This window comes from Lysobacter sp. ISL-50, from assembly GCF_018612875.1.
In the GTDB taxonomy this organism is placed as follows: domain Bacteria; phylum Pseudomonadota; class Gammaproteobacteria; order Xanthomonadales; family Xanthomonadaceae; genus Lysobacter.
The window spans coordinates 232,992-254,512 of sequence record NZ_JAGGRI010000004.1; the positions used below are offsets into that span (position 1 = coordinate 232,992).

The window sequence follows — 21,521 nt, forward strand, 5'->3', positions numbered from 1 at the left end:
TTTCATCGTCGCGACGCGGCATCCCGCCGCGCAGGAGCGCAGCGATGCCTTACACCCTTACTCCGGCCGGCAATGCGCTGGCGATCGCCGAATGCCAATGGGCCGCGGCCGCCAATGTTCCCAGTGTAGGCGGCGATACCCAGCCCACCATCCAGTTCACCGGTTTCTCCTCGTGCATCGGCATCGCCGCGCGCAACAACAACGGCACCGATGTGATCGGTATCCATCTGGCGATCGACGCCGCCGACGGCACCCGATTTGGCGTTGGCGACGTCGCCACCGTCACCAGCGTGCTGCAAGGCTGGAACTACGATCCGCTGACGGTGTTCGTGATCGGCCAGATCTCGACCTGGAAGGGCACGATTCCGGCGGCCTTCGACGCATTGATCGCCGCGCTCGGCAATCCGCGCCAATTCGCCTACGGCGACGGCGTTTACGGCGCCGGCTTGAACGATGCCAATGTGCTGGTGCCGACCTTCTGAAGATCGCGCGCGATGGCGCTCGCAAAGCTGCGGCGCGCGTCACCGCAGGCCGATGGCCGCGTCCGGGCTACTATGCGTCGTCGCCCCGCCGCCCGCGCACCGTGCCCGTTTCCAGCCGCAAGATCCTGCATGTCGATATGGACGCGTTCTACGCGTCGGTCGAACAGCGCGACGATCCGGCGCTGCGCGGGCAACCGGTGGTGGTGGCCTGGCGCGGCTCGCGCTCGGTGGTGTGCGCGGCCAGTTACGAGGCGCGCAAGTTCGGCGTGCGCTCGGCGATGCCGGCGGTGCGCGCCGAGCGCCTGTGCCCGCAGGCGGTATTCGTGCCGCCGGATTTCGTGCGCTACAAGGCGGTGTCGCGGCAGGTGCGCGAAATCTTCGCCCGCCACACCGATCTGATCGAACCGCTGTCGCTGGACGAAGCCTATCTGGACGTCACCGCGACCAAGACCGGCCTGCCGTCGGCGACCGCCACCGCCGAAGCGATCCGCGACGCGATCCGCGAGGAAACCCGGCTGACCGCGTCGGCCGGCGTGGCGCCGAACAAATTCGTGGCCAAGATCGCCTCCGACTGGAACAAGCCCGACGGCCTGTTCGTGGTCAAGCCGCATCAGGTCGAGGCGTTCCTGGCGCCGCTGCCGGTCGGGCGCCTGCCCGGCGTGGGCAAGGTGATGGAAGCCAAGCTGGCCGAACTGGGCGTGCAGCGCGTCACCGATCTGCGCGCGCTGGGCGCGTTGGCGCTGGAGCAGCGTTTCGGCCGCTGGGGCCGGCGCCTGCACGAACTGGCTTACGGCATCGACGATCATCCGGTCGAGCCGTCGCGGCCGACGTTGCAGATTTCCTCCGAAGACACCTTCGAACGCGACCTGCCGCTGAGCGAAGTCGAAGCCGACCTGCGCGCGCTGGCCGCCAAGACCTGGGCCGGTTATCAGCGCGAACTGCAGCGCAATCCCGGGCGCATCGCGCGTACCGTGGTGCTGAAACTCAAGACCTCGGATTTCCGCATTCTCACCCGCAGCCTGACGCCGCCGCATCCGCCGGCGAGCGAAGCCGAACTGGCCGATCTGGTCTGCGGCCTGCGCGCGCGGGTGGAGCTGCCGGCATCGACCTTGTATCGGCTGGTCGGCGTGGGCGTGTCGGGTTTCGTCGAGGAGGACGAGGCGATCGCGCAGTCGGATCTGTTCGATGGCGGGGTGGTGGATGAGGAGGTGGAGGGGCGGTGAGGGGAGGCGACGCGATGCGACGCGACGCGACGCGAGACCTTTGCGCCATCGTCTTTAACGTCATCCCTCCAGGCCGTCATTCCCGCGAAGGCGGGAATCCAGAGACTTAAGCGCCATCCCTCCAGACCGTCATTCCCGCGAAGGCGGGAATCCAGCGACTTTCGTGCAGGTCACGGCAAGACACTGGATTCCCGCGTTCGCGGGAATGACGGTAGGTAAGAATGCGTAGTGCTGGGTGAATAGGGCGGAGTGCGAAATACGAAATACGAAATACGAAGTACGAAGTACGAAGTACGAAATGCGAAATGCGAAGTACGAACTACGAACTACGAACTACGAAACGACGAGCACGACCTACGCAACGCATCCCGCAAAAATCCAGCACCACCTTCCCACCCCACCGCACACCCCAAACATCACCCAGCCACCACCTCACTCTCCGTCCGCACCACATATTTGACCGCTTCCACCCGCACCGCGCGCAGCGGCGCATCCAGCTCGCGCGCCGCATCGCTCCAGGCCGGCGACTGGCATTGCAGATTCAAACAACCGAAACGCTGCGCCGCATCCAGCGCCTGCCGCAGCAACTCGGTCTCCACGCCTCGCCCGCGCCAGGCCGAGCGCACATAGGGATCGTCCAGCTGCAGGCAATACGCGCGCTCCAACATCGAAAACCCGGCGGTGGCGCTGGCGTAGCCGATCACTTCGCCATCGACCTCGGCCAGCCACGCCCAGGCGCCGAACGGCGGCTCGAACAGGACTTCCATCAGCTCCAGCGCATCCGTGCGCGGCGGGCCGTAGGGACGGCGCTCCAGCGCGCGGCTGTCGGCGTGCTCATCGCACAGCGCGATCAGCGTGGGCGCATCGGCGGGCAGCACCGGGCGCACGGTCAGGACGACGGCTCCGTGCTCGGCGGGAGCGGTTGGGGTCGCGGCAAGCTGGGGTTTCATCGCGGGGTTCCGGTTAGGGGACGGAGGGGAAATCGCGGCCGGGGGCGGCCATGGCCTGAACCGCCGCGCGCCGTGCCGGCCGCGACGGGCGTAGCATCCTCGCCAACGGTGTCCGCGACCCAGCGCGGGCAGCGGACATGGCGGGGCGCCACGGAACTCAGAGCGGATCGTGCGCGCCGGCCTTTAAGAAGTTTTTAATCGTGCCGGCGCAGCCTGAGTCCTGGCGATGCGGCCAAATGACGCAAGACGAGGCATGAAAATCCTGCTGGTGGAAGACGACGCGATGCTGGCCGAGGCCGTGCGCGCGGGATTGACGGACGACGGCTGGCGCGTGGAATGGGTCGGCGACGCGCCGCAGGCCAAGACCGCGCTGGTCGATCACGATTTCGACGCGGTCGTGCTCGACGTCGGCCTGCCCGGCGGCTCCGGCCTGGGCGTGCTCAGCACCTTGCGCAACCGCTACGACGCCACCCCGGTGCTGATCGTGACCGCGCGCGACAAGCTCAGCGAACGCATCGCCGGCCTGGATGCCGGCGCCGACGACTACATCGTCAAACCCTTCCAGTTCGACGAACTGTGCGCGCGTTTGCGCGCGGTGATGCGGCGCAGCCAGGGCCGGGTTTCGCCGGTGCTCAGTTGCGGCACGGTGGTGCTGGACCCGGCGCGGCGCCTGGTCACCCGCGACGGCGAGCCGGTCGCGCTCAGCGGCCACGAATTCCGCACCCTGATGCTGCTGCTCGAACGCCAGGGCCGCGCGGTCACCCGCGAGCAACTCGAAGAAGCGGTGTACGGCAGCTCCGGCACCATCGAAAGCAACACCATCGCGGTGTACGTGCACCAGCTGCGGCGCAAGCTCGGCGAGCAACTGATCGTGACCGTGCACGGCTACGGCTACCGCATCGGCGGCGGTCCGGCGTGAGCACCATCGACGGCCGCAACGACGCCTCGCCGCCGCGCGCCGCGCAGGACGACTCCGGCGGCGGCCGTCATGGCCGCGATCACGACGAACGCCGCCAGCGCTGGCGCGATCGCGAACAGCGCCGGCGCGAATGGCGGGAGCGCTGCGGCCATCGCGAATCCTTCGCCGGCGGCCGCTCGCTGCGCTGGAAGCTGACCTGGGTGCTGATCAAGACCGTGCTGCTGGCCTGGTTCGTATGGCTGGCGTGCCAGGTCTGGCAACTCAGCCGCGAACACTCCGGCATGCTCGACAACTCGCTGCGCGAGATCGCCGAACAAGTGCTGGCGTCGATGCCGGAAGGGCTAGAGCGGCTGCCTTCGCGCGATCCCAAGCGCATCACCGAGCCGGTCGCGGCCGATCGCAAGATGAGCTTCCAGGTCTGGGCGCAGGGCCGCAACGTGGTGTATTCCGCGGCCGCGCCGTTGCAGCCGCTCAATCCCACGTTCAAGGACGGTTTCGCCCGCCGCCTCATCGGCGGCGAGCCGTGGCAGGTGTACACGCTCACCGATCAACGCCGCGGCCTGATCGTGCAGGTCGGCCGCAGCAAGCAGATGGCGATCCGGGAACTGCAGGGCTGGATCGCCGGCAGCCTGCTCGCGGCCGGCATGATCCTGGTGTTGTTCGGTCTGGCGACGTGGAAGGTCATCGGCCGTTCGCTGCGTCCGATCACGGCCCTGCGCGAAATCCTGCAGCAACGCCCGCCGCTGGATCTCACTCCGCTGCCGACCCAGGCATTGCCGTCGGAATTCCGGCCGCTGGTGGACGCCTTCAACAATCAGCTCGAACGCGTCGATGCCGCGGTCCAGCACGAGCGCCGCTTCATCTCCGACGCCGCGCACGAACTGCGCACGCCGTTGGCGGTGTTGAGCACGCACGCCGAACTGGCCTTGCGCGCGACCACGCTGGAAGAGAAGAACGCCGCGCTGGTGCGCCTCAACGCCGGCGTGCAGCGCAGCGCGCGTTTGTCGGAGCAGTTGCTGGACCTGGCGCGGCTGGATGCGGGCGAGGAATCGGTGCGGCTCAAGCCGCTGGATCTGTCGGACCTGATCGTGCTGGTGATCCGCGATTTCGAAACGCTCGCGCGCGAGCGCCGCCAGCGCATCAGCCTGCGCGCCGAACCCGCGCGGTTGCTCGGCGATGTCGATCAGCTCGGCATCCTGCTGCGCAATCTGATCGACAACGCGGTGCGCCATGCCGGCGCCGAGGGTCAGGTCGCGGTGACCTGCGCGGTGCACGACAGCGGCGCGGTGGTGCTCAGCGTCGCCGACAGCGGCTGCGGCGTCTCGCCGGAGGATTGCGACCGCATCTTCGACCGCTTCTACCGCGCGCCGGGCAGCCCCGACGGCGGCAGCGGCATCGGCCTGTCGCTGGTCGCGCGCATCGCCCAGACCCACGGCGCCCGCATCGAATGCGGCCCGGGCCTGGAGCGCGCCAGCGACGATCCGCGCGGGCCCGGCCGCGGGTTCGAGGTACGCGTTCAGTTCCCGCTCGCGCCCGCCGGCTGAGGGCGCGCCGGCCGGTTGTCCCGCGATTGCGCTTTCGTCCCGCGCCGCCGCCCTGCTGACAGCAGGCTGGCAGCAGCCCGGGCCCATCGTGGCGGTGTGCGATCGGCACGGTGAGGGGAGCGGGCATTGGATACCACGGACGTGGACAAGCAACGGCGGACGATGCTGCGCCTGGGCGCCGCCGCGCCACTGGCGGCGCTGGCCGGCGCGCTGCCGGCGCAACCGGCGCCCACGCCGACTCGCGCCGCACTCAAGGCGCCCGCGGCCGACGGCCGCCACGATTTCGACTTCTATCACGGCCGCTGGCAGGTCAAGAACCGGCGCCTGGCCAAGCGTCTGGCCGGCAGCGGCGACTGGATCGAATTCGACGCCACCGACGAATGCCATCCCGTGCTCGGCGGCCTGGGCAGCGTCGATCGTTACCTCACCGACTGGAACGGCGGCATCGAAGGCTTCGCCCTGCGCCTGTACCGGCCGCAGAGCCGGCAATGGCACGTGTACTGGGCCAGCGACCGCGACGGCGTGCTCGAAACGCCGCTGATCGGCGGCTTCCGCGACGGCGTGGGCGTGTTCGAAGGCCAGGAACTGCATGAAGGCGCGATGCTGCCCTCGCGCGCGCGCTGGACCGACATCCGCGCCGACAGCGTGCGCTGGGAGCAGGCGTTGTCGCCCGACGGCGGCAAGAGCTGGGAAACCAACTGGGTCATGCACATGACCCGTCTGCCATGACCGCGCCGGTGACGCCCATGAACGCTACTTCCGCGGCCGCCGACGGCCGCCACGACTTCGACTTCCTGCACGGCCGCTGGCAGGTGCACAACGAACGCCTGCGCCAGCGCCTGAGCGGCGGCGACGACTGGGAAATCTTCCGCGCCACGCAGACCTGCGAGCCGGTGCTCGGCGGGCTCGGCAACGTCGATGCCTTCCTCAGCGACTGGCATCGGCCGGGCATGGCCGACAGCTTCCAGGGCATGACCCTGCGCCTGTTCAATCTCGAACATCGCCACTGGAGCATCTGGTGGGCCGGCAGCCACGACGGCGTGCTGGAGCCGCCGGTGGTCGGCGTTTTCGAGCACGGCGTGGGCCGCTTCAACGGCGAACTCGAACACGAAGGCCGGCCGGTGCAGGCGCGTTTCATCTGGAGCGACATCAGCGCCAACACCGCGCATTGGCATCAGGAATTCTCCGCCGACGGCGGCCGGACCTGGGAAACCAACTGGCATATGTGGATGCATCGCAGCGACGAGCACGGCCGCCTGCTGCACGAGGACACGGTGATCGAACTGCGCCAATACCGCATGAATCCCGGGCGCCGCGACGATCTGATCGATTTGTTCGAAGGCGAATTCATCGAATCGCAGGAAGCCCTGGGCATGCACGTGATCGGCCAGTTCCGCGATCTCGACGATGCCGACCGCTACACCTGGATGCGCGGCTTCCCCGATCATGCCCTGCGCGCGGCCTCGCTTAGCGCCTTCTATTCCGGCCCGATCTGGAACCGCCATCGCGACGCCGCCAACGCCACCTTGCTCGACAACGACGACGTGCTGATGCTCAAGCCGGCGCGGCCGGGTTCGGGCTTCGCGCCGGCGGCGCGGGTGCGCGAACCGATCGGCAGCCGCGAACAGTCGAGTGAAGTGGTGATCGCCGGCATCTGCGCCCTGAACGCACCGGCGCAGGACGGATTCCTGGCGCGCTTCGAACGCGAGTTCGCGCCCTTGCTCGGCGAAGGCGGCGCGCAGTGGCTGGCCACTTACGTCGGCGACGCCTCGCCGAACGGCTACCCGCGCCTGCCGGTGCGCGAGGGCGAACACGTGCTGGCGTGGTTCGTGCGTTATCCCGACGAAGCGAGCCAGCGCGAACACGCGCAGCGCCTGCAGGCCGATCCGCGCTGGCGCGCGGCGTTGGCCGAGGCGATGCTCGGCGAGCTCAAGCAGGCGCCGCAGCGCTTGCGGCTGTCGCCGGCGGCGCGATCGGAGCTGCGGGCGTGACAGCGGCGGGCCGGCCCCGCCGAGACCCGTGGCGGCCGTCGCGCGCCGGCCCGCGCGCGCTTGAGCGCGAAGGCGCGGCGCGGGATCATGCCGCATGCGCCGCGCCGACCGCCTGTTCCTGCTGATCCATGCCCTGCGCGGCCGCCGCCAAGCGATCACCGCCCAGCAGCTGGCGCAGACGCTGGAAGTGTCGCCGCGCACGGTCTATCGCGACGTCGCCGACCTGCAGCGGTCCGGCGTGCCGATCGAGGGCGAGGCCGGGGTCGGCTATCTGCTGCGCAAGGGCGCGGACATCCCGCCGCTGATGTTCAATCCCGACGAGCTCGAAGCCCTGGTGGTCGGCAGCCGTTTCGTGCGCGCCTTCGGCGGCGAGCGCCTGGGGCGCAGCGCGACCGCGGCGCTGCTGAAGATCGAGGCGGTGCTGCCGCCGGAGTTGCGCGATCGCAGCGCGCGCACGCGCATCTTCGCGCCGGAACTGGAGCATCGCATCGAGGCCAGCGGCTTGATCGACGTGCTGTACGGCGCGGTCCAGGGCCGGCAACTGCTGAAGTTGACCTATCGAGACGGCGAAGCGCGGGCCAGCGAGCGCGAGATCGAGCCGTTGTGTCTGTCGTTCTGGGGCGGCAGTTGGACCTTGGGGGCGTGGTGCCGGCTGCGTGAGGATTACCGCAGCTTCCGGCCGGACCGGATCGTCGCGCATGTGGTGACGGGTGAGACATTCGCCGACAGCCGTGAGCGCGGGTTGGATGGGTATCTGCGTTCGGTGGGGGCGCGGGGGTTGGAGTGATAACGTCGATGGGCCCCCTTGCAAAGGGGGAACTGCTTTTGCGGCGCGATAGTTCGCCCCCTTTGAAAAAGGGGGCTGCGCGTTGCGTTGGTACGAAGTCGGGGGGATATGGCTCGCGCGGGGGATTTGCGCGTTGCGCGGCGAAAAGCGAATCCTCCCTACCCCCCTTTTTCAAAGGGGGGAACTGCTTTTGCGGCGCGATAGTTCGCCCCCTTTGAAAAAGGGGGCTGCGCGTTGCGTTGGTGCGAAGTCGGGGGGATGTGGCTCGCGCGGGGGATTTGCGGGTTGCGCGGCGAAGAGCGAATCCCCCCTACCCCCCTTTTTCAAAGGGGGGAACAGCTTGGGGGCGCGTCGATCGCCCTCAACGAATCTTCACCGCCTCCAACCGAGCCAGCTTGTCCGGATTGCGCATGATGTAAATATCGCGCAACCGATCCTCCTCGTCGTAACCGAAGCTCAGCGCCGCTTCGATGCGGCCCTCGCGTTCCAGGATCACGCCGCGCGAGCCGTTGAGATCGACGAACACCCAGCGATCCCCGCGACAGGCCGGATGCAGCACCGATTCGATGAAGCCCAGCACCGCGTCGCGCCCATGCAGCGCGCGCGCCACCGCGCTGACCTTGCCGCCGCCGTCGGCGTGCAGGGCGATCTGTTCCGACAGCAACGCCGCCAGCGGCGCGGTGCGGCCTTCGACCAGCGCGGTTTCGAACGCGGTCAGCAGACGATCCTGCTGTTCGGCCGGGGTCACATGACGCACCTTGGCCTGCTCGACGTTGTTGCGCGCGCGCTGCACCAGCTTGCGGCAGGCGGCTTCCTCCATGTCGAGGATGCGCGCCACGTCCGCATACGGCTGATCGAAGATTTCATGCAGCAGGTACGCCGCGCGCTCCTTCGGCGTCAGCCGCTCCAGCAACAGCAGGAACGCGGTCGACAGCGACGAGGCCAGCGACAATTGCTCCTCCGGTTGGCCGGCGGTTTCGGCGTGGATGGGCTCGGGCAACCAGTCGCCGACGTAATCCACGCGGGTGCGATGGGCCGAACGCAGCAGGTCGATGCAACGGCGCGTGCACGCGGTGGTCAGCCACGCGCCCGGGTTGTCGATGCTGGCGCGATCGGCGGCCTGCCATTTCAGGAACGTGTCCTGCACCGCGTCTTCGGCGTCGGCGCGCGAGCCGAGAATGCGATAGGCCAGGCCGGTCAGCATCGGCGCGGTCTGGGCGAACAAGCGGTTGTCTTCGGCGGCGGTCATGGCGATGTAAATGCGAGGGGGCTCAAAAGGCGAGGCAGATGATAGCCGGGCGCGCGGCGTTCCCGGTCGCCGACACGTTGTGATGCCGCAATGCCGGACGGTGATGGCGGCACGCGCGCGCCGCCATCCGTCAGCGACTCAGTGCTTGGACACCTGCAGCCGGTTCCACAGATTGATCATCGCGATCGCCGCGGTCATCGTCGCGATCTGCCGTTCTTCGTAATGCGCGCGCAGTTCGGCGCGCAGCGGCGCGTAGTCGGCGGCGGCGGCGTCGAGCGTGGTCAGCGCTTCGGTCCAGGCCAGCGCGGCGCGTTCGGCGGCGCTGAAGTCGCCGGCGTGGCGCCAAACCACCAGCCGGTCCAGGCGGTCGCTGGTTTCGCCGTCGGCGCGCGCTTCGCGCGTGTGCATCTTCACGCAATACGCGCAGCCGTTGATCTGCGAGGCGCGCAGCTTGATCAGGTGGTAGATCGCCGGCGGCAGCTTTTCTTCGTCGGCCAGGTTCTTGATCGCCGATTCCACGCCGCCGAGCTGGGTCAGCAGCTGGGGGAGTTCGCGTTCGTACTTGACGGGGGCGGTGTCGCTCATGGGGGCGTCCTCTCAGGGGGTGAAGTGTCTATACCCTGTTAGACGATCCAGGCCTGCGATCGGTGACATGTCCCGCGAAAAAAGTCCCCACGACCGGCGCCGGACCGCCGCAAACCCAGGCGGGACGCGGGTTGTGGACCCATCCGGGTCGCCTCAGATCACCCGCAAGGTAATCGCCTTGAGCACCGCCCGGGTGCGATCGCGCGTATCGAGCTTTTCCAGGATCACCGAGACATAGTTCTTGACCGTGCCCTCGGCCAGGAACATCGCCCGCGCGATTTCCTTGTTCGAATAACCGCCGGCCATCAGCCGCAGCACCGAGACCTCGCGTTCGGTGAACAGCGCGCGCGGCGCGTCGTCGGCGTGATAGCGGTAACGCGCGCGCACCGGCTCGGTGCTGACCGGCTGCAGCAGGGTTTCGCCGGCGGCGACGCGCACGATCGCGTCGCGCAGGTCCTGCGGCGCCGCGTCCTTGAGCAGGAAGCCCTGCGCGCCGGCCTCGGTCGCGCGCAGCAGCAGATCGCTGTCGTCGAAGGTGGTCAACAGCAGCACCGGCGTGCGGTCGCCGCGTTCGCGCAGTTTCGTCAACGCGTCGATGCCGTCCAGGCCGGGCATGCGGATATCGCTGAGCACCACATCGACCGGGCTCTGCGCCAGGCCATCGAGCAAGGCCTGGCCGTCGTCGGCCTCGAAGACGATGTGCAGGCCCAGGCGTTCGAGCAACGCGCGCAGGCCGGCGCGCACCAGCATCTGATCGTCGGCCAGGGCCAGCCGCAGCGGTGCCTTGGGCTGCGCGATCATGCCGGTCTCGCGGGGTTCAGGGGAAAGCTCGCGTCGATGCGCATCGCGCCGTGCCGGTTGCGGGAAAGCGCCAGGGTACCGCCGGCGGCGTCGATGCGTTCGCGCATGCCGGCCAGGCCGTTGCCTTCGCGCAGCGGGCCGCGCGCCTGGCCGTCGTCTTCGATCCGCATCCGCAGCGTCGCGCCGTCGCGACGGATATCAACGACCACGCGCTCGGCCTCGGCATGGCGCGCGCTGTTGGTCAGCGCTTCCTGGACTACGCGCAGCAAGGTTTCGGCCAGCGCCGGGTCGGTCAGATGGATGTCGGCGTCGATGGCCAGATCCAGCGCCGGCTTGGGCATGGGCGCGGCCAGCGCGCGCAACGCGGTGGCTAGATCGAGACCCCGTGCATCCCGCAGCGCCTGGACCACGCCGCGGATGTCGCCGAGCAATTCGCCGGCCAATTGCTGCGCCAACTGCACTTCGCGACGCTCGGCGAGATCGGGCTCGGCCGCCAGCGCGCGCAGGTTCAGCATCATCGCGGTGAGCTTGTGCCCGGCCACGTCGTGCAGCTCGCGCGCCATGCGCAGGCGCTCGGCGTCGCGCGCGCTGTCGGCGAGCAGAGCGCGCGTGGCCAGCAGGTCGGCGTTGACCAGGGCGAGCTGATCGCGCGTTTGTTCGGCGCTGCGCGCGTAGCGCGCGATCAGCGCGGCGAAGGATTGGAAGCCGGCGAAGATCAGGGTGATCACCAGCGGCGCCGCGCTGTGAGCGTGGACCAGGATCGCGTACAAGGCCAGGTTGATCGCCATCGCCAGCACGATCACCACGCGGCGCGGATAGACCATGGCCATGTGCGCGATCATCACCACCAGCAAGGCCGGCGCGGCGCCGCCGCGCGAGGCGAACCAGCACACCGTCAGCGCGCTGGCGGTTTCCAGCGCGAACAGCGCCGCGCGCGAGTAGACCCGATGCGCGGACAGGAAATCGTGGGCGAGGAAGGCCGCGGCGAACATCAGCATCGCCAGCCACAGCACCGGCGAGGTCCCGTTGCTGGCGTATCGCAGCGACAGCGCGACCGCCAGCCAGGTCAGCAAGGCCGGCAGGTTCATCGGTTGCAATATGGTTTGGCGCAGCAACGCGGTCATACCGGCATGCTGCGGCGCGGTCGCCGCGCTGGCAATGCTTGCGCGGCAGAAAGTGACTTCCGGCAGGTGCCGATGATGACCGCCGGGACCTGTCCTGGCGGCGCGCACGGCCGAGCATGAACCTGCCCGGCACCATTCGCCGGCGGGAGCCTCGACATGGAATCGGTTTACGCCATCATCAAATACCTGCACATCGCGATCGGAGCCCTGGCCCTGATCGGTTTCTGGACCGCCGGTCTGGCGCGCAAAGGCAGCCAGTTGCATCGCCGCGCCGGCCAGCTGTTTCTGCTGGCGATGAGCGGCATCGTCGTTACCGCGGTGCCGATGACCGTGTACGCGGCCTGCAACGACAAGCCGAACACGGCCGCGTTTCTGGCATATCTGATCGTGATCACCGCCACCGGCACCTGGGCCAGCTGGCGCGCGATCCGCGACAAGCGCGACGTCTATCGCTACACCGGCCCGGTCTATACCGCGCTGGCGACGGCTTCGGCGATGTCGGGCGCGGCGATGCTGGTGCTGGGCTTCAAGATCGGCGCGCCGTTGTTCATCGGCTTCTCCAGCGTCGGCCTGTATGTCGGCATCGACATGCTGCGCAAGCGGCGCGGGCGCGATCGTCTGGCGGCGCAGCCGCGCTGGTGGCTGGTCGAGCACTACACCGCGATGATCGGCAACGGCATCGCCGTGCACATCGCCTTTCTCGGCATCGGCCTGCCGCGATTGCTGCCGATGGCCGACGGCGTGGCGTTGCACTACGCGGCGTGGTTCGGTCCGCTGCTGACCGCGATCGTCGCCAAGCTGTGGGCCGACCGTAAGTGGGGCCCGCGCGGCGCACGCAAGCCGGCGCCGCTTGCGCAGGCGCAGCACATCGGCGGCTGAAAGGAAAGTGTCTACAGTTGCCGCCTTTTCGCCGCGCGTGGATGCAACCGCCGCGGCGCGGCGCGCATCACAAGCCATGAACTTCCTCCACGGCCTTGCTGATGAATACCTTCGTTCTGCGCACCACCGCCCTGTTGACCGCGTTGCTGGCCAGCGCCGCCGCCGTCGCCGCCGAACCGGCCGCCGCCGCGCAAGCGCCCGACGCGCGTTGTCATGCCGGCGCTTATCGTCTCGACGACGACAGCGTGGTCTCGGTGGGCACCATCGACAAGCCCGAGCAACTGCGCTGGCGCCTGATCGATGGCCGCACCGGCAAGCTGACGCCGAAGGACGGCGCCTGGGTCAGCACGCGCGGCTGGACCGATCGGCCCGACGGCGTGCAGGTGTCGTTCGGCGCCTGCGGCGACGGCCGCATCCAATACGAGGGACACACCGGCAAGAAAATCAAGTTCGACATCGTCGATAGCAAGTTCGAAGGCAAGGGCGTGAGCCTGCGCGGCCGGCTGGTGCTGCCGCAGGGGTCGGGCCCGGTGCCGGTGATCGTGATGGTGCACGGTTCGGAGAATTACTCCGGCGTCGACACCTATTACCAGCAGCATCTGTTCCCGGCCGAAGGCGTGGGCGTGTTCGTCTACGACAAGCGCGGCACCGGCAGATCGAGCGGCAAGTACTCGCAGAATTTCCACGACCTGTCCGACGACGCCTCGGCGGCGCTGCGCGAAGCGCAACGCCTGGGCGGCCCGCGCATCGGCCGCATCGGCTTCCACGGCGGCAGCCAGGGCGGCTGGGTCGCGCCGCTGGCGGCGAGCAAGACGCCGCAGGCGCAGTTCGTGTTCGTCGGCTTCGGCCTGGCCGACAGCGTGCTGGCCGAGGATCGCGATCAAGTCGTGCTGGACTTGATCGCGGCCGGCTTCGGCGATGCGCAGACCTTGCGCAAGGCGCGCGAGGTGAGCGATGTCACCGGCGTGATCGCCTCCAGCAACGGCAAGCGCGGTTGGGAGGCGCTCGACGCGCTGCGCGAGAAGTACCAGGGCGAGCCGTGGTGGACGTCGCTCAAGGGCGAGTACAGCGGCTTGGTCGCCCTGCACACGCGCGAGGAATCGATGGCGGAGATGGCGAAGCACGATTACGAAGTCAGCTGGGACTACGACCCGATGCCGGTGCTCAAGACCTTGAAGACGCCGCAGCTGTGGGTGCTGGGCGGCGACGATGTCGAGGCGCCGCCGCAGGAAACCCAGAAGCGTCTGATCGCGCTGGGCAAGGCCGGCCGGCCGATCGCCAGCGTGATGTTCCCGCAGGCCGATCACGGCATCCTGGAATTCGAGAAGGACGCCAAGGGCGAGCGCCAGCACACGCGCACCGCCGACGGGTATGTGCGCATGCAGCTGGATTGGGTGAAGGACGGGACGTTGAAGCATTGGCCGTATGGGACGGCGAAGCAGCTGGCGGGGCCGAAGTAAGGGTTGTTGCGCTTCGGGTGCGAGGCAGGGCTACCCGTTTGCGAGGATCTTCGATACGACTCCCTCTCCCGCTCGCGGGAGAGGGCCGGGGTGAGGGGATGAACGCCGAAGGCGTGAATGCTTTTGCTGTCGTCTGGCAAGCAAAAGCAACAGCAAAAAAGCGCCCTCACCCTAACCCTCTCCCGCGAGTGGGAGAGGGAGAGGGAACGGATGGTTGCTTTCGCTACGACTCCCTCTCCCGCTTGCGGGAGAGGGAATTGATGTTGCTTTCGATCAACAGGCGCGCCCGCCGCGCGGCAACCTGCTTTGCAATTCCGCGTCATCCGTAATTCCCGTTAGTCATGACGAAGTTCCGCATCGTTCGCGCCGCTTTACGAAGCGGTAACCCGCGCTTTACACACACCGCGGCGCGATCCTCTAGAACGTGGGCTCCCCATCGCGTCGCAGGAGCCGCGTCATGCGCATCACGATCGTCGGAGCAGGGTTCAGCGGCAGTGCGCTGGCCAGCGAGTTGGCACGCCAGGCCGGGCCGGGCGTGGAGTTGTGCCTGGTCGGCCAGCCGGAAAGTTACGGCCGCGGCGTGGCCTATGGCGAGGCACGGCCGGAGCATCTGCTCAACGTGCGCGCCAGCGATCTGGGCGCCACGCCCGATCGCCCCGGCGGTTTCGCCGACTGGCTCAACCTCACCGACCGCGCCCGCGGCAGTTACCTGCCGCGCCTGCTCTACGGCGAATACCTGCACGCGCAATTGCAGACCGCCGTCGCCGGCAGCACCGCCGGTTTCAGCCAGATCCGCCACGAAGCCATCGCGGTCGAACGCGCGTCGGCGGGCTTTCGCGTGCATCTGGCCGACGGCAGCGATTTCGTCAGCGACCGCGTCGTGCTCGCGCTCGGCGCATTGCCGCCGCAACCCCTGGCCGGCGTCGGCCCGCGCCTGGCGATCCATCCCAGCTACCTGGGCTGGCCGTGGCAGGACGGCGCCATCGACGCGATCGCGCCCGACGCGCGGCTGTTGATCGTCGGCACCGGCCTGACCATGGCCGACGTGGTGGTGACTCTGCAGCGGCGCGGCCATCGCGGACAAATCGTCGCGTTGTCGCGCCACGGCCTGTTGCCGCGCGCGCACGGCGAGCAGCCGCCGGAAACGATCGCCTTGCCGCCGGCGGTGCTGCACGCGCTCGACCGCCACGCTCCGCGAGAACTGCTGCGCGCGCTGCGCACGCTGACGCCGGTGATCGCCGACTGGCGCAGCCTAGTCGATGCCCTGCGCCCGCATCTGCAGACGTTCTGGCAGGGCGTTGCGACGCCGCAGCGGGCGAGTTTCCTGCGCCATCTGCGCTCGTACTGGGAGATCGCGCGCCACCGCATCGCGCCGCAATTGCACGATGAACTGCAGGCCTTGCGCGAGAGCGGGCAGCTGCAGATCCGCGCCGGCCGCCTGCTGCGCGCGCGCCGCGGCGACGACGCGGTCGAGGCGCTGATCCGCGAACGCGGCGGTCAGCGCCTGCACACCGAGCGTTTCGATGTGTTGATCCGCGCCACCGGCCTGGATACCGATGTCGAACGCAGCACCCATCCGTTGATCGCGCATCTGCGCGAGTCGGGGCTGGTCGCGGCCGATCCGCTCGGCCTGGGGCTGCGCAGTTCGGCGCAGTTCGAAGTGCTCGATCACAAAGGCGTGGCGGTGCGCGGCCTGTATGCGATCGGGCCGCTGCTGCGCGCGCAGTGGTGGGAGATCACCGCGGTGCCGGAGCTGCGCGTGGCCGCGCGCGATCTGGCCGGGCGGTTGCTGTCGAATTCGGCGGCGTCGCGGCAGGCGGCGGAGCGAGTGGCGATCGCTTAAGTCCTGTCACGGTGCGACGCGAGCCGCGCCTCAGCGCGGCCGCGTCGCGCCGATATCGACGCGGCGCGTATCGCGCACCTCCACCGTCACCGGCAGCGCGCCGTCGGCCACCGACCACGGCAGCGGCAGGTTGTCGGCGATCGCCTGCACTCGGTGCGAGCCGACCGACACCCGCGCGAACGCGAACTGGCCGTTGCTGTCGGTGCGCACCGAATAACGTCCGTCCAGCACCACGGTGACGTTGACCGCGGCCAGTTCCGAGGCGGCGCGCACGCCGTCGCCGTTGTCGTCGAGGAAGATCGAGCCGGCGACTTCGCCGGTCGCCGCGCCCGGCGCGCCGCCGATCACCGCCAGCGGGCGGCCGGCCTGATAGTCGTAGCGCAGGCTCAGGAAGCCCGAGCGTTCGCGCGGCAGCGATTGGAACGGCGAGTCCACCGCCAGCGGATCGAGCGCGAACGGCGAGCGTTGCGAGCCGCGGCTTTGATACAGCGACGCGCTCAAGCCCCAGCCCGGGGCGATGCGCCAGTTCAGACCCAGGTTCAGATCGACGCCGCGCAGCGCCGACGGGCCGGCGCCGCGGGTCCAGCGCGCGTTGCCGTCCAGCGACCAGCGCTGGCCGAGTTCGATGCCGCCGTACATCGACACGCTCGCGGTGCGCGTCGGGCTTTGATCGGGATAGCTCAATTCGCCGTAGCCCAGCGACACCGACAGGCGTCGGCCTTCGCGCAGCGGCAGGGCCTGATCGACGCTGGCCTGCCAGCTGCGGCCGATGCCGCGGCCGCCGTCGGCCTGATCGAGTTGCAGCCGGGTCAGGCCCCAGTCGCTGCGCCGGTCGAGGAAGCCCTGCAGCGAATAACTGTCGCTGCCTTCGACATGGCGCAGGCTGGCGCTGGCGCCGTAACCGAGCGAACTGCTGGCCTGATAGCGGGCGAAGCCGGTCGCGTACTGGCCGTCGAAGCCGTGGCCGCTGATCGAGTGGATGTCATCGACGCCGGCGTTCCAGATCCAGCGGCCGTATTGATAGGCGATGCGGTAGTAGCCGCCGCGCACGTCCTGGTTGATCGGCAACGCGCCCCAGACCAGGCCGGGATCGAGCGAGAACAGGCCGTAGTTGTGGCGGTAGCGGCCACGCCGGGAACTGGCGTCGATCCAGCCGCCGGTGGCGTCGCCGCGATCGCCGCGCGCATCGCCGTCGCCGCGCGCGCGGCTGTTGAGCAGGTTGATCTGCACCGAGTCGCGCGCCGAACTCCAGGCCGCGGCCCAGTGCGCGGCTTGCGACGAGCCGGTGGCGAGCGCCGCTTCGCCGAGCGAATCGGGCACGATCCGGCCGTCGGTGCTCAACAGCGCCGCCGACGCGGTCCAGCCCGGCGCCGGCCGCCATTGCGCGCCGACTGCGCCGACATTGCCGTCGGCGGTATCGAAACCGGTGACGCGGGTGCCGTTGTAGACGCCAGCGCGGCCGAACGCGGCGTACGCGCTCAGGCCGTCGGCATCGCGATTCCATTGCGTGCTCAGGCCGGCCAGCGCCACCGTCGGCAGGAAGAACCGGTACTGGTTGCGCTGCAGGTCCAGCGACGGCGTGTTGATCACACCCAGGCCGTTGTCGAGGCGCCAGCCGCCGTCCAGGAACAGGCCGCGTTGCCACAGCGTGGCCGCGCCGCCCCAACCGCCGCCGTCGCCGTAACGCGCGCGGTCGCTGCGGAAGGCGGCCGCGTCCAGCGACCAACTGCCCCAGTTCGCGGTTTCCCAGTAACCGCCGGCGGCCAGGCCTTGTTCGCCGTAGCTTTCATCGCCGCGCTGTGTGCGGGCCAGATCGAGCTGCACGCGCAGCGAACGCGGCAGGCCGCTGCTGTCGGCGACGTCGTCGGCGTCCGGCGGCAGCGGCGCCAGCGCCTGCGCGGCGATGATGCGGTCGCGGTATTCGTGGTCGGTCGATGTCGTCGCGCCCACGGCGTCGCCGGCGAGCGCCGGTGCGCACGCGCACCCGCACACGATCGCGACGGCGAGGCAGGCGGCGAGCCTGCTTCGCTCCGGGGCGCGGGGTGGACTCAACGGCGCGCGCTCACGGACTCAGCCGGGCGTCGAGTTCGAGCCGCTGCTTGCCCCAGTCCAGCGCGCCCTTGAGCTGCAGCGGATAGGCGATGACCGGCGCCGCCGACGCGGCGTCGTCGGCCTGCGGCGTCAGCGCGATGGTGCGGGTTTCGCCCGGCATCAGCGGCAGGCTGCTGGGCAGGAAGCTGAGCTTGCGGCCGTTGGCGTCGGTGCCATCGACCAGGCCTTCCAGGCGGCTGTGGGCGTTGCCGTCGTTGCGCACGCGCAGCACGGGTACCTTGCGGCCTTCGATCTGTGCCACGCCGGTGTCGAGCAGCTGCAGTCGCGCGGCGGCGTCGCCGACGCCGAGGTAGACGATGATGCCGATCCGTCCCGACACCGGCAGCGCGAGCGCGCCGCCGACGTTCTGCGGATCGCCTTCGAGCAGGATCGCGAAGCGGCATTCGCCGACCGGCGCATCGGCCGGCACCGCGACTTCGAAGCGGTAGCGGCGCTTGCCGTTGGCGGCGACCTGGATATCGGCCGCTTCCAGCCCGACCCACGGCCGGCAACTGCCCGGCGCCAGCGCGGTGTCGAACACCGCCGAGCCCTGCGCGTCCAGATGCCAGTCGGCGGTCTTGAGGGTGTAGTGCGCGGCGGCGCCGGAGACGTTGGAGATCTCCACCACGTTGCGATAGACCGTGCCGGGCTTGACCTGGTCTTCGAAGCGCGGCGGCGAGACCAGGGCGGAGAAGCCCTGCGCGTCCGCGCCGGCCGGGGCCAGGGCGCAGGCGGCGAACAGCAGGCCGGCGATGTCGAGACGGAGCTTGCGCATCACAGATCGTCCAAGTCGATTTCGAAAGAGAAGTTGAGCGCTTCGGCGCGCACCAGGCGCTGGCCGTCGGCCTGCAGGCTCAGGCGCAGGTGGTCTTCCAGCGCGCTGTCGCCGATCGGCCCGCTGTAGACCAGCGTGCGTTCGCCGGCGCGCAAGGTGCCCGGCAACAGCCGGCCCTGGGTGCTCCAGCTCGCGCTGAGCGGACCCGACGGCGAGGCCGGCAGGGTCATGTAGATGCGCGCGATGCGGCCGCGCCAGGCGGCCACGTTCAAACGCAGCGCGACATTGAGCGCGCCGCTCACGCCCGAGCCCGCGGCGCCGCCGGGCAGCGGCGAATCCCAGCGCATCTGCACGCTGTTGTTCGATACCTGGGTGCCGTTGTCGTCGACGCGATAGGTCGCCGCCGGCAGCGTCGCCGGCGCGGCCAGTAGCGCGGCGGCGCAGATCGCGATGGGCGCGGAGCGGAGCATCACGGCGCGCTCAGGGTGTAGGTCACCCGGCCGCTATAGACGCCGGCGGCGACCACCGCATCGTTGGAATAACTGAAGGTGTGGCAGCTCTCGCGCCAGCTGTTGACCGGGAAACTGGCCAGGACCTGGGTGCCGCCGGTGAACTGTCCGGCCGCGATCGGCTGCGCGCTGGTGTCGTTGTTGCCGCTGCTGGTCCACTTGATCTGCGAGAACGCGATCGCCTCGCCCTGGGCGTTGGTCAGGCTGGTCGGCGCGGTCGCGCTCAAGGTCGCGGTGCCGTTGCTGCCGGGCAGGCGGTAGAAGCCGCCGACGTAGATCTGCGCGGGCACGTTGCAGAACGCGAAGCCGTCGTAGTTGCTGTTGGCCTGGGTGGCGTTGGTGGTCATGACCTGGTCGGTGCCGTTGCCCAGGACCGCGGCCGGCACCGTCACCGACACCACGTTGAGCGCCCCGCCCGAGCCGGGCGTGCCGCCGCTTCTGTAGTTGCCGGTGAACACGCCGTTGCCGACGCGCAGATACACCGCGCGGGTGCCGGGCAGGATGGTCGCGGTGAACGCGCCGGCCGCCTGCGACCATGCGCAGGCGAGCAGCAGCAGCGCCCCGCCGCGGGAACGTGCGGTCATGGCGGACCTCAAAAAGAGAAGCGCCGCCGCCGGATCGGCGGCGGTGCATGACGCGCGTGCGTTGCCGCTTACGGCATCGACGCGGTGTAGGTGACGCGGCTGTTGTTGGTGTTGGTGCCGCCGTAGGTGCCCGGAGCGGCCACGTTGCCGTTGAGGTAGGCGAAGGTCCAGCGCGCGTCGCGGTTGATGACCTTGCCGCTGGCCGGGGTCAGGTTGACCGTGGTGGTCGCGCCGTCGGCCAGGGCCGGATGCGGCAGCGCCACCGGCGAGTTCAGCGCGGTGACCGTGGTGCCGATCTGGCTGTAGGAAATCGTGTCGCCCGCCGCGCCGTTGCCGAGCGCGCCCAGGGTGGTCGAGGTGAAGGTGATGTTGCCGTTGTTGCCCAGCACCTTGGCGGTGACCGCGCCGTTGCCCAGGTCGCCCGAGCCGGCGGTGGCGGCGATGGCGCTGCCGTCGCCGACATTGGCCGCCGGCACGGCGAAGGCGATCTGGTTGATCGCGGCGTTGGTGATGGCGTCCGCGCCGGTGCCCACGCGCAGGAACAGGATCTTCGGAATCGTGATCTGGAAGTCCAGGCGGGCGCTGGCGGTAATCGGCGTGCCGGCGCCGGTGGTGTACTGCGATTCGGCCTGGGCGATCAGGGGCAGGCTGGCCAGCAGCGTAATGGCCAGGAGGGCTTTCGGGAGCTTGCGCATGGTGGATTGGAATCCGAAGAGGGCTGCCGGGGAATCCGGAGCTCCGACCTGATTACGCACAATCCATGCCAAAAATGTGATTTCAATAGCATTGTCAATTGTTAGCGGATCGTTACGCAGAACCGATAAATGTGACGGTTGCCGCGAAGTGCGCCTCAAGTGCCGAGCCCGTCGGGATTCGCCGTTTTTGGTCAGGCGCGCGCGGCGGATGTGACGCGGTTGGACCAGCGGCGCGGGCGCGGTGTCGGCATGGGCCCGATTCAGGTGCCGATGCCGCGACCTCACGGCACGATTCGGATGAGGCGCGTCGGCGGCGGATGCGGCGATGACTTCCGGCAGGTCGGATCGATGACCGCCGGGACTGCGACGCGGACGCGCGCCGACCGAGCATGAGCGCCACACCGCAGCGGGCCCTCCGGCGGCAACGGGCCGGCCGTGACGGCTTGCGCCCAACCGTCGCCGCGCCCGTCCCTGCGGTGAGTCCTCCCCATCCGCCGAGGTTCGCCATGCCGCTGTCCGCCCTGTTCTCGCAAACGCCCCTGTGGGTGTTCGCCCTGCTCGCCTTGCTGGTCTGGCTGGGCGCCAAGCGCCTGCAGGCGCGCACCACGCCGCTGACGCGGGTGTGGATGGTGCCGGCGGTGTTCATCGTCTGGGGCGTGTCCGGCCTGTTCGCGCGCAGCGGCCCGCCGATCGACATCGCCGCGCACTGGTTCGCCGGCGCCCTGCTCGGCGGCGCGCTGGGCGCGTGGTCGCTGTCGCCGGCGTCGCTGCGGTTCGATCACCGCAACCGCCTGGTGCACCAGCCCGGCAGCGTGCTGCCGTTGCTGCGCAATCTGGCGATCTTCCTTGGTCACTATGTGCTGCAGGTGATCGCCGCGACCCAGCCGCACTTGCGCGACAGCGCGATGGGCTGGGATGTGTATGTGTCGGGGTTGAGCGCCGGTTACTTCATCGGCTGGTCGGTTCGTTTCGTACTGGGCCAGCGGCGCGCGCCGCAGACGGATTTGCTGGCGAGCGCGGCTTGATCGCA

General features: G+C 69.3%; 21 protein-coding genes. 11 read left to right on the forward strand and 10 right to left on the reverse strand.

Annotated features, from left to right (window positions below; all coding sequences use genetic code 11):
• The first annotated feature begins 44 nt into the window (after positions 1-44).
• Both J7J50_RS03520 and dinB read left to right on the forward strand, forming a co-directional pair.
• On the forward strand, positions 45-482 hold the full coding sequence (locus tag J7J50_RS03520; protein ID WP_215055071.1) for a hypothetical protein: 438 nt from the start codon (positions 45-47) through the stop codon (positions 480-482).
• A gap of 101 nt (positions 483-583) precedes the next feature.
• Positions 584-1,705, forward strand: a complete 1,122-nt coding sequence (dinB, locus tag J7J50_RS03525; protein ID WP_215055068.1) for a DNA polymerase IV — start codon at positions 584-586, stop codon at positions 1,703-1,705.
• Positions 1,706-2,121: 416 nt separating this feature from the next.
• Here the strand turns inward: dinB and J7J50_RS03530 are convergent, their stop codons facing one another.
• Entirely contained in the window at positions 2,122-2,655 is a 534-nt protein-coding gene (locus J7J50_RS03530) for a GNAT family N-acetyltransferase (protein ID WP_215055066.1), read from the reverse strand.
• A 253-nt stretch (positions 2,656-2,908) separates the two neighbouring features.
• On the opposite strand from J7J50_RS03530, the gene J7J50_RS03535 reads away from it, so the two are divergent.
• The 5 genes from J7J50_RS03535 (at position 2,909) to J7J50_RS03555 (ending at position 7,896) form a co-directional block, all read left to right on the forward strand.
• Positions 2,909-3,574, forward strand: coding sequence for a response regulator transcription factor (locus tag J7J50_RS03535; protein ID WP_215055064.1), 666 nt, complete (start codon positions 2,909-2,911; stop codon positions 3,572-3,574).
• Positions 3,571-5,118, forward strand: coding sequence for an ATP-binding protein (locus tag J7J50_RS25250; RefSeq protein WP_215055062.1), 1,548 nt, complete (start codon positions 3,571-3,573; stop codon positions 5,116-5,118). Before J7J50_RS03535 ends, J7J50_RS25250 begins: the two co-directional genes overlap by 4 nt.
• Before the next feature lie 126 nt (positions 5,119-5,244).
• The gene (locus tag J7J50_RS03545) at positions 5,245-5,847 is read left to right on the forward strand and encodes a hypothetical protein (RefSeq protein WP_215055060.1); all 603 of its coding nucleotides are present in this window, start codon (positions 5,245-5,247) and stop codon (positions 5,845-5,847) included.
• 17 nt (positions 5,848-5,864) lie between these two features.
• On the forward strand, positions 5,865-7,109 hold the full coding sequence (locus J7J50_RS03550; protein ID WP_215055058.1) for an NIPSNAP family protein: 1,245 nt from the start codon (positions 5,865-5,867) through the stop codon (positions 7,107-7,109).
• Positions 7,110-7,203: 94 nt separating this feature from the next.
• Complete coding sequence (locus J7J50_RS03555) at positions 7,204-7,896, forward strand: YafY family protein (protein WP_215055056.1); 693 nt, start codon at positions 7,204-7,206, stop codon at positions 7,894-7,896.
• 361 nt (positions 7,897-8,257) lie between these two features.
• Here J7J50_RS03555 and sigJ read toward each other — a convergent pair whose 3' ends face one another.
• The 4 genes from sigJ to J7J50_RS03575 all read right to left on the reverse strand — a co-directional run bounded on the left by sigJ (position 8,258) and on the right by J7J50_RS03575 (position 11,655).
• Positions 8,258-9,145, reverse strand: a complete 888-nt coding sequence (gene sigJ, locus J7J50_RS03560; protein ID WP_215055054.1) for an RNA polymerase sigma factor SigJ — start codon at positions 9,143-9,145, stop codon at positions 8,258-8,260.
• A gap of 138 nt (positions 9,146-9,283) precedes the next feature.
• Entirely contained in the window at positions 9,284-9,730 is a 447-nt protein-coding gene (locus J7J50_RS03565; RefSeq protein WP_215055052.1) for a carboxymuconolactone decarboxylase family protein, read from the reverse strand.
• A gap of 153 nt (positions 9,731-9,883) precedes the next feature.
• The gene (locus tag J7J50_RS03570) at positions 9,884-10,531 is read right to left on the reverse strand and encodes a response regulator transcription factor (RefSeq protein WP_215055050.1); all 648 of its coding nucleotides are present in this window, start codon (positions 10,529-10,531) and stop codon (positions 9,884-9,886) included.
• A complete protein-coding gene (locus tag J7J50_RS03575; protein ID WP_215055048.1) occupies positions 10,528-11,655 on the reverse strand; it encodes a histidine kinase in 1,128 nt (375 codons plus the stop codon). The genes J7J50_RS03570 and J7J50_RS03575 overlap by 4 nt, the downstream gene beginning before the upstream one ends.
• Before the next feature lie 156 nt (positions 11,656-11,811).
• On the opposite strand from J7J50_RS03575, the gene J7J50_RS03580 reads away from it, so the two are divergent.
• From J7J50_RS03580 to J7J50_RS03590, 3 genes are all read left to right on the forward strand, one after another.
• Complete coding sequence (locus J7J50_RS03580; RefSeq protein ID WP_215055046.1) at positions 11,812-12,534, forward strand: hypothetical protein; 723 nt, start codon at positions 11,812-11,814, stop codon at positions 12,532-12,534.
• 101 nt (positions 12,535-12,635) lie between these two features.
• The gene (locus J7J50_RS03585; protein WP_215055044.1) at positions 12,636-13,994 is read left to right on the forward strand and encodes an alpha/beta hydrolase; all 1,359 of its coding nucleotides are present in this window, start codon (positions 12,636-12,638) and stop codon (positions 13,992-13,994) included.
• Between the two features lie 457 nt (positions 13,995-14,451).
• Entirely contained in the window at positions 14,452-15,837 is a 1,386-nt protein-coding gene (locus J7J50_RS03590; RefSeq protein WP_215055042.1) for an FAD/NAD(P)-binding protein, read from the forward strand.
• 30 nt (positions 15,838-15,867) lie between these two features.
• Here J7J50_RS03590 and J7J50_RS03595 read toward each other — a convergent pair whose 3' ends face one another.
• The 5 genes from J7J50_RS03595 to J7J50_RS03615 all read right to left on the reverse strand — a co-directional run bounded on the left by J7J50_RS03595 (position 15,868) and on the right by J7J50_RS03615 (position 20,491).
• On the reverse strand, positions 15,868-17,787 hold the full coding sequence (locus J7J50_RS03595; RefSeq protein WP_215055040.1) for a carboxypeptidase-like regulatory domain-containing protein: 1,920 nt from the start codon (positions 17,785-17,787) through the stop codon (positions 15,868-15,870).
• Positions 17,788-17,899: 112 nt separating this feature from the next.
• A complete protein-coding gene (locus J7J50_RS03600; protein WP_215055038.1) occupies positions 17,900-18,703 on the reverse strand; it encodes a hypothetical protein in 804 nt (267 codons plus the stop codon).
• On the reverse strand, positions 18,703-19,176 hold the full coding sequence (locus J7J50_RS03605; protein ID WP_215055036.1) for a hypothetical protein: 474 nt from the start codon (positions 19,174-19,176) through the stop codon (positions 18,703-18,705). Before J7J50_RS03605 ends, J7J50_RS03600 begins: the two co-directional genes overlap by 1 nt.
• Positions 19,173-19,796: a hypothetical protein gene (locus J7J50_RS03610; protein ID WP_215055034.1), complete on the reverse strand. Its 624-nt coding sequence runs from the start codon at positions 19,794-19,796 to the stop codon at positions 19,173-19,175. The genes J7J50_RS03605 and J7J50_RS03610 overlap by 4 nt, the downstream gene beginning before the upstream one ends.
• A gap of 68 nt (positions 19,797-19,864) precedes the next feature.
• The gene (locus tag J7J50_RS03615; RefSeq protein WP_215055032.1) at positions 19,865-20,491 is read right to left on the reverse strand and encodes a hypothetical protein; all 627 of its coding nucleotides are present in this window, start codon (positions 20,489-20,491) and stop codon (positions 19,865-19,867) included.
• Positions 20,492-20,997: 506 nt separating this feature from the next.
• On the opposite strand from J7J50_RS03615, the gene J7J50_RS03620 reads away from it, so the two are divergent.
• Positions 20,998-21,516, forward strand: a complete 519-nt coding sequence (locus tag J7J50_RS03620) for a DUF6622 family protein (RefSeq protein WP_215055030.1) — start codon at positions 20,998-21,000, stop codon at positions 21,514-21,516.
• Positions 21,517-21,521: the final 5 nt, after the last annotated feature.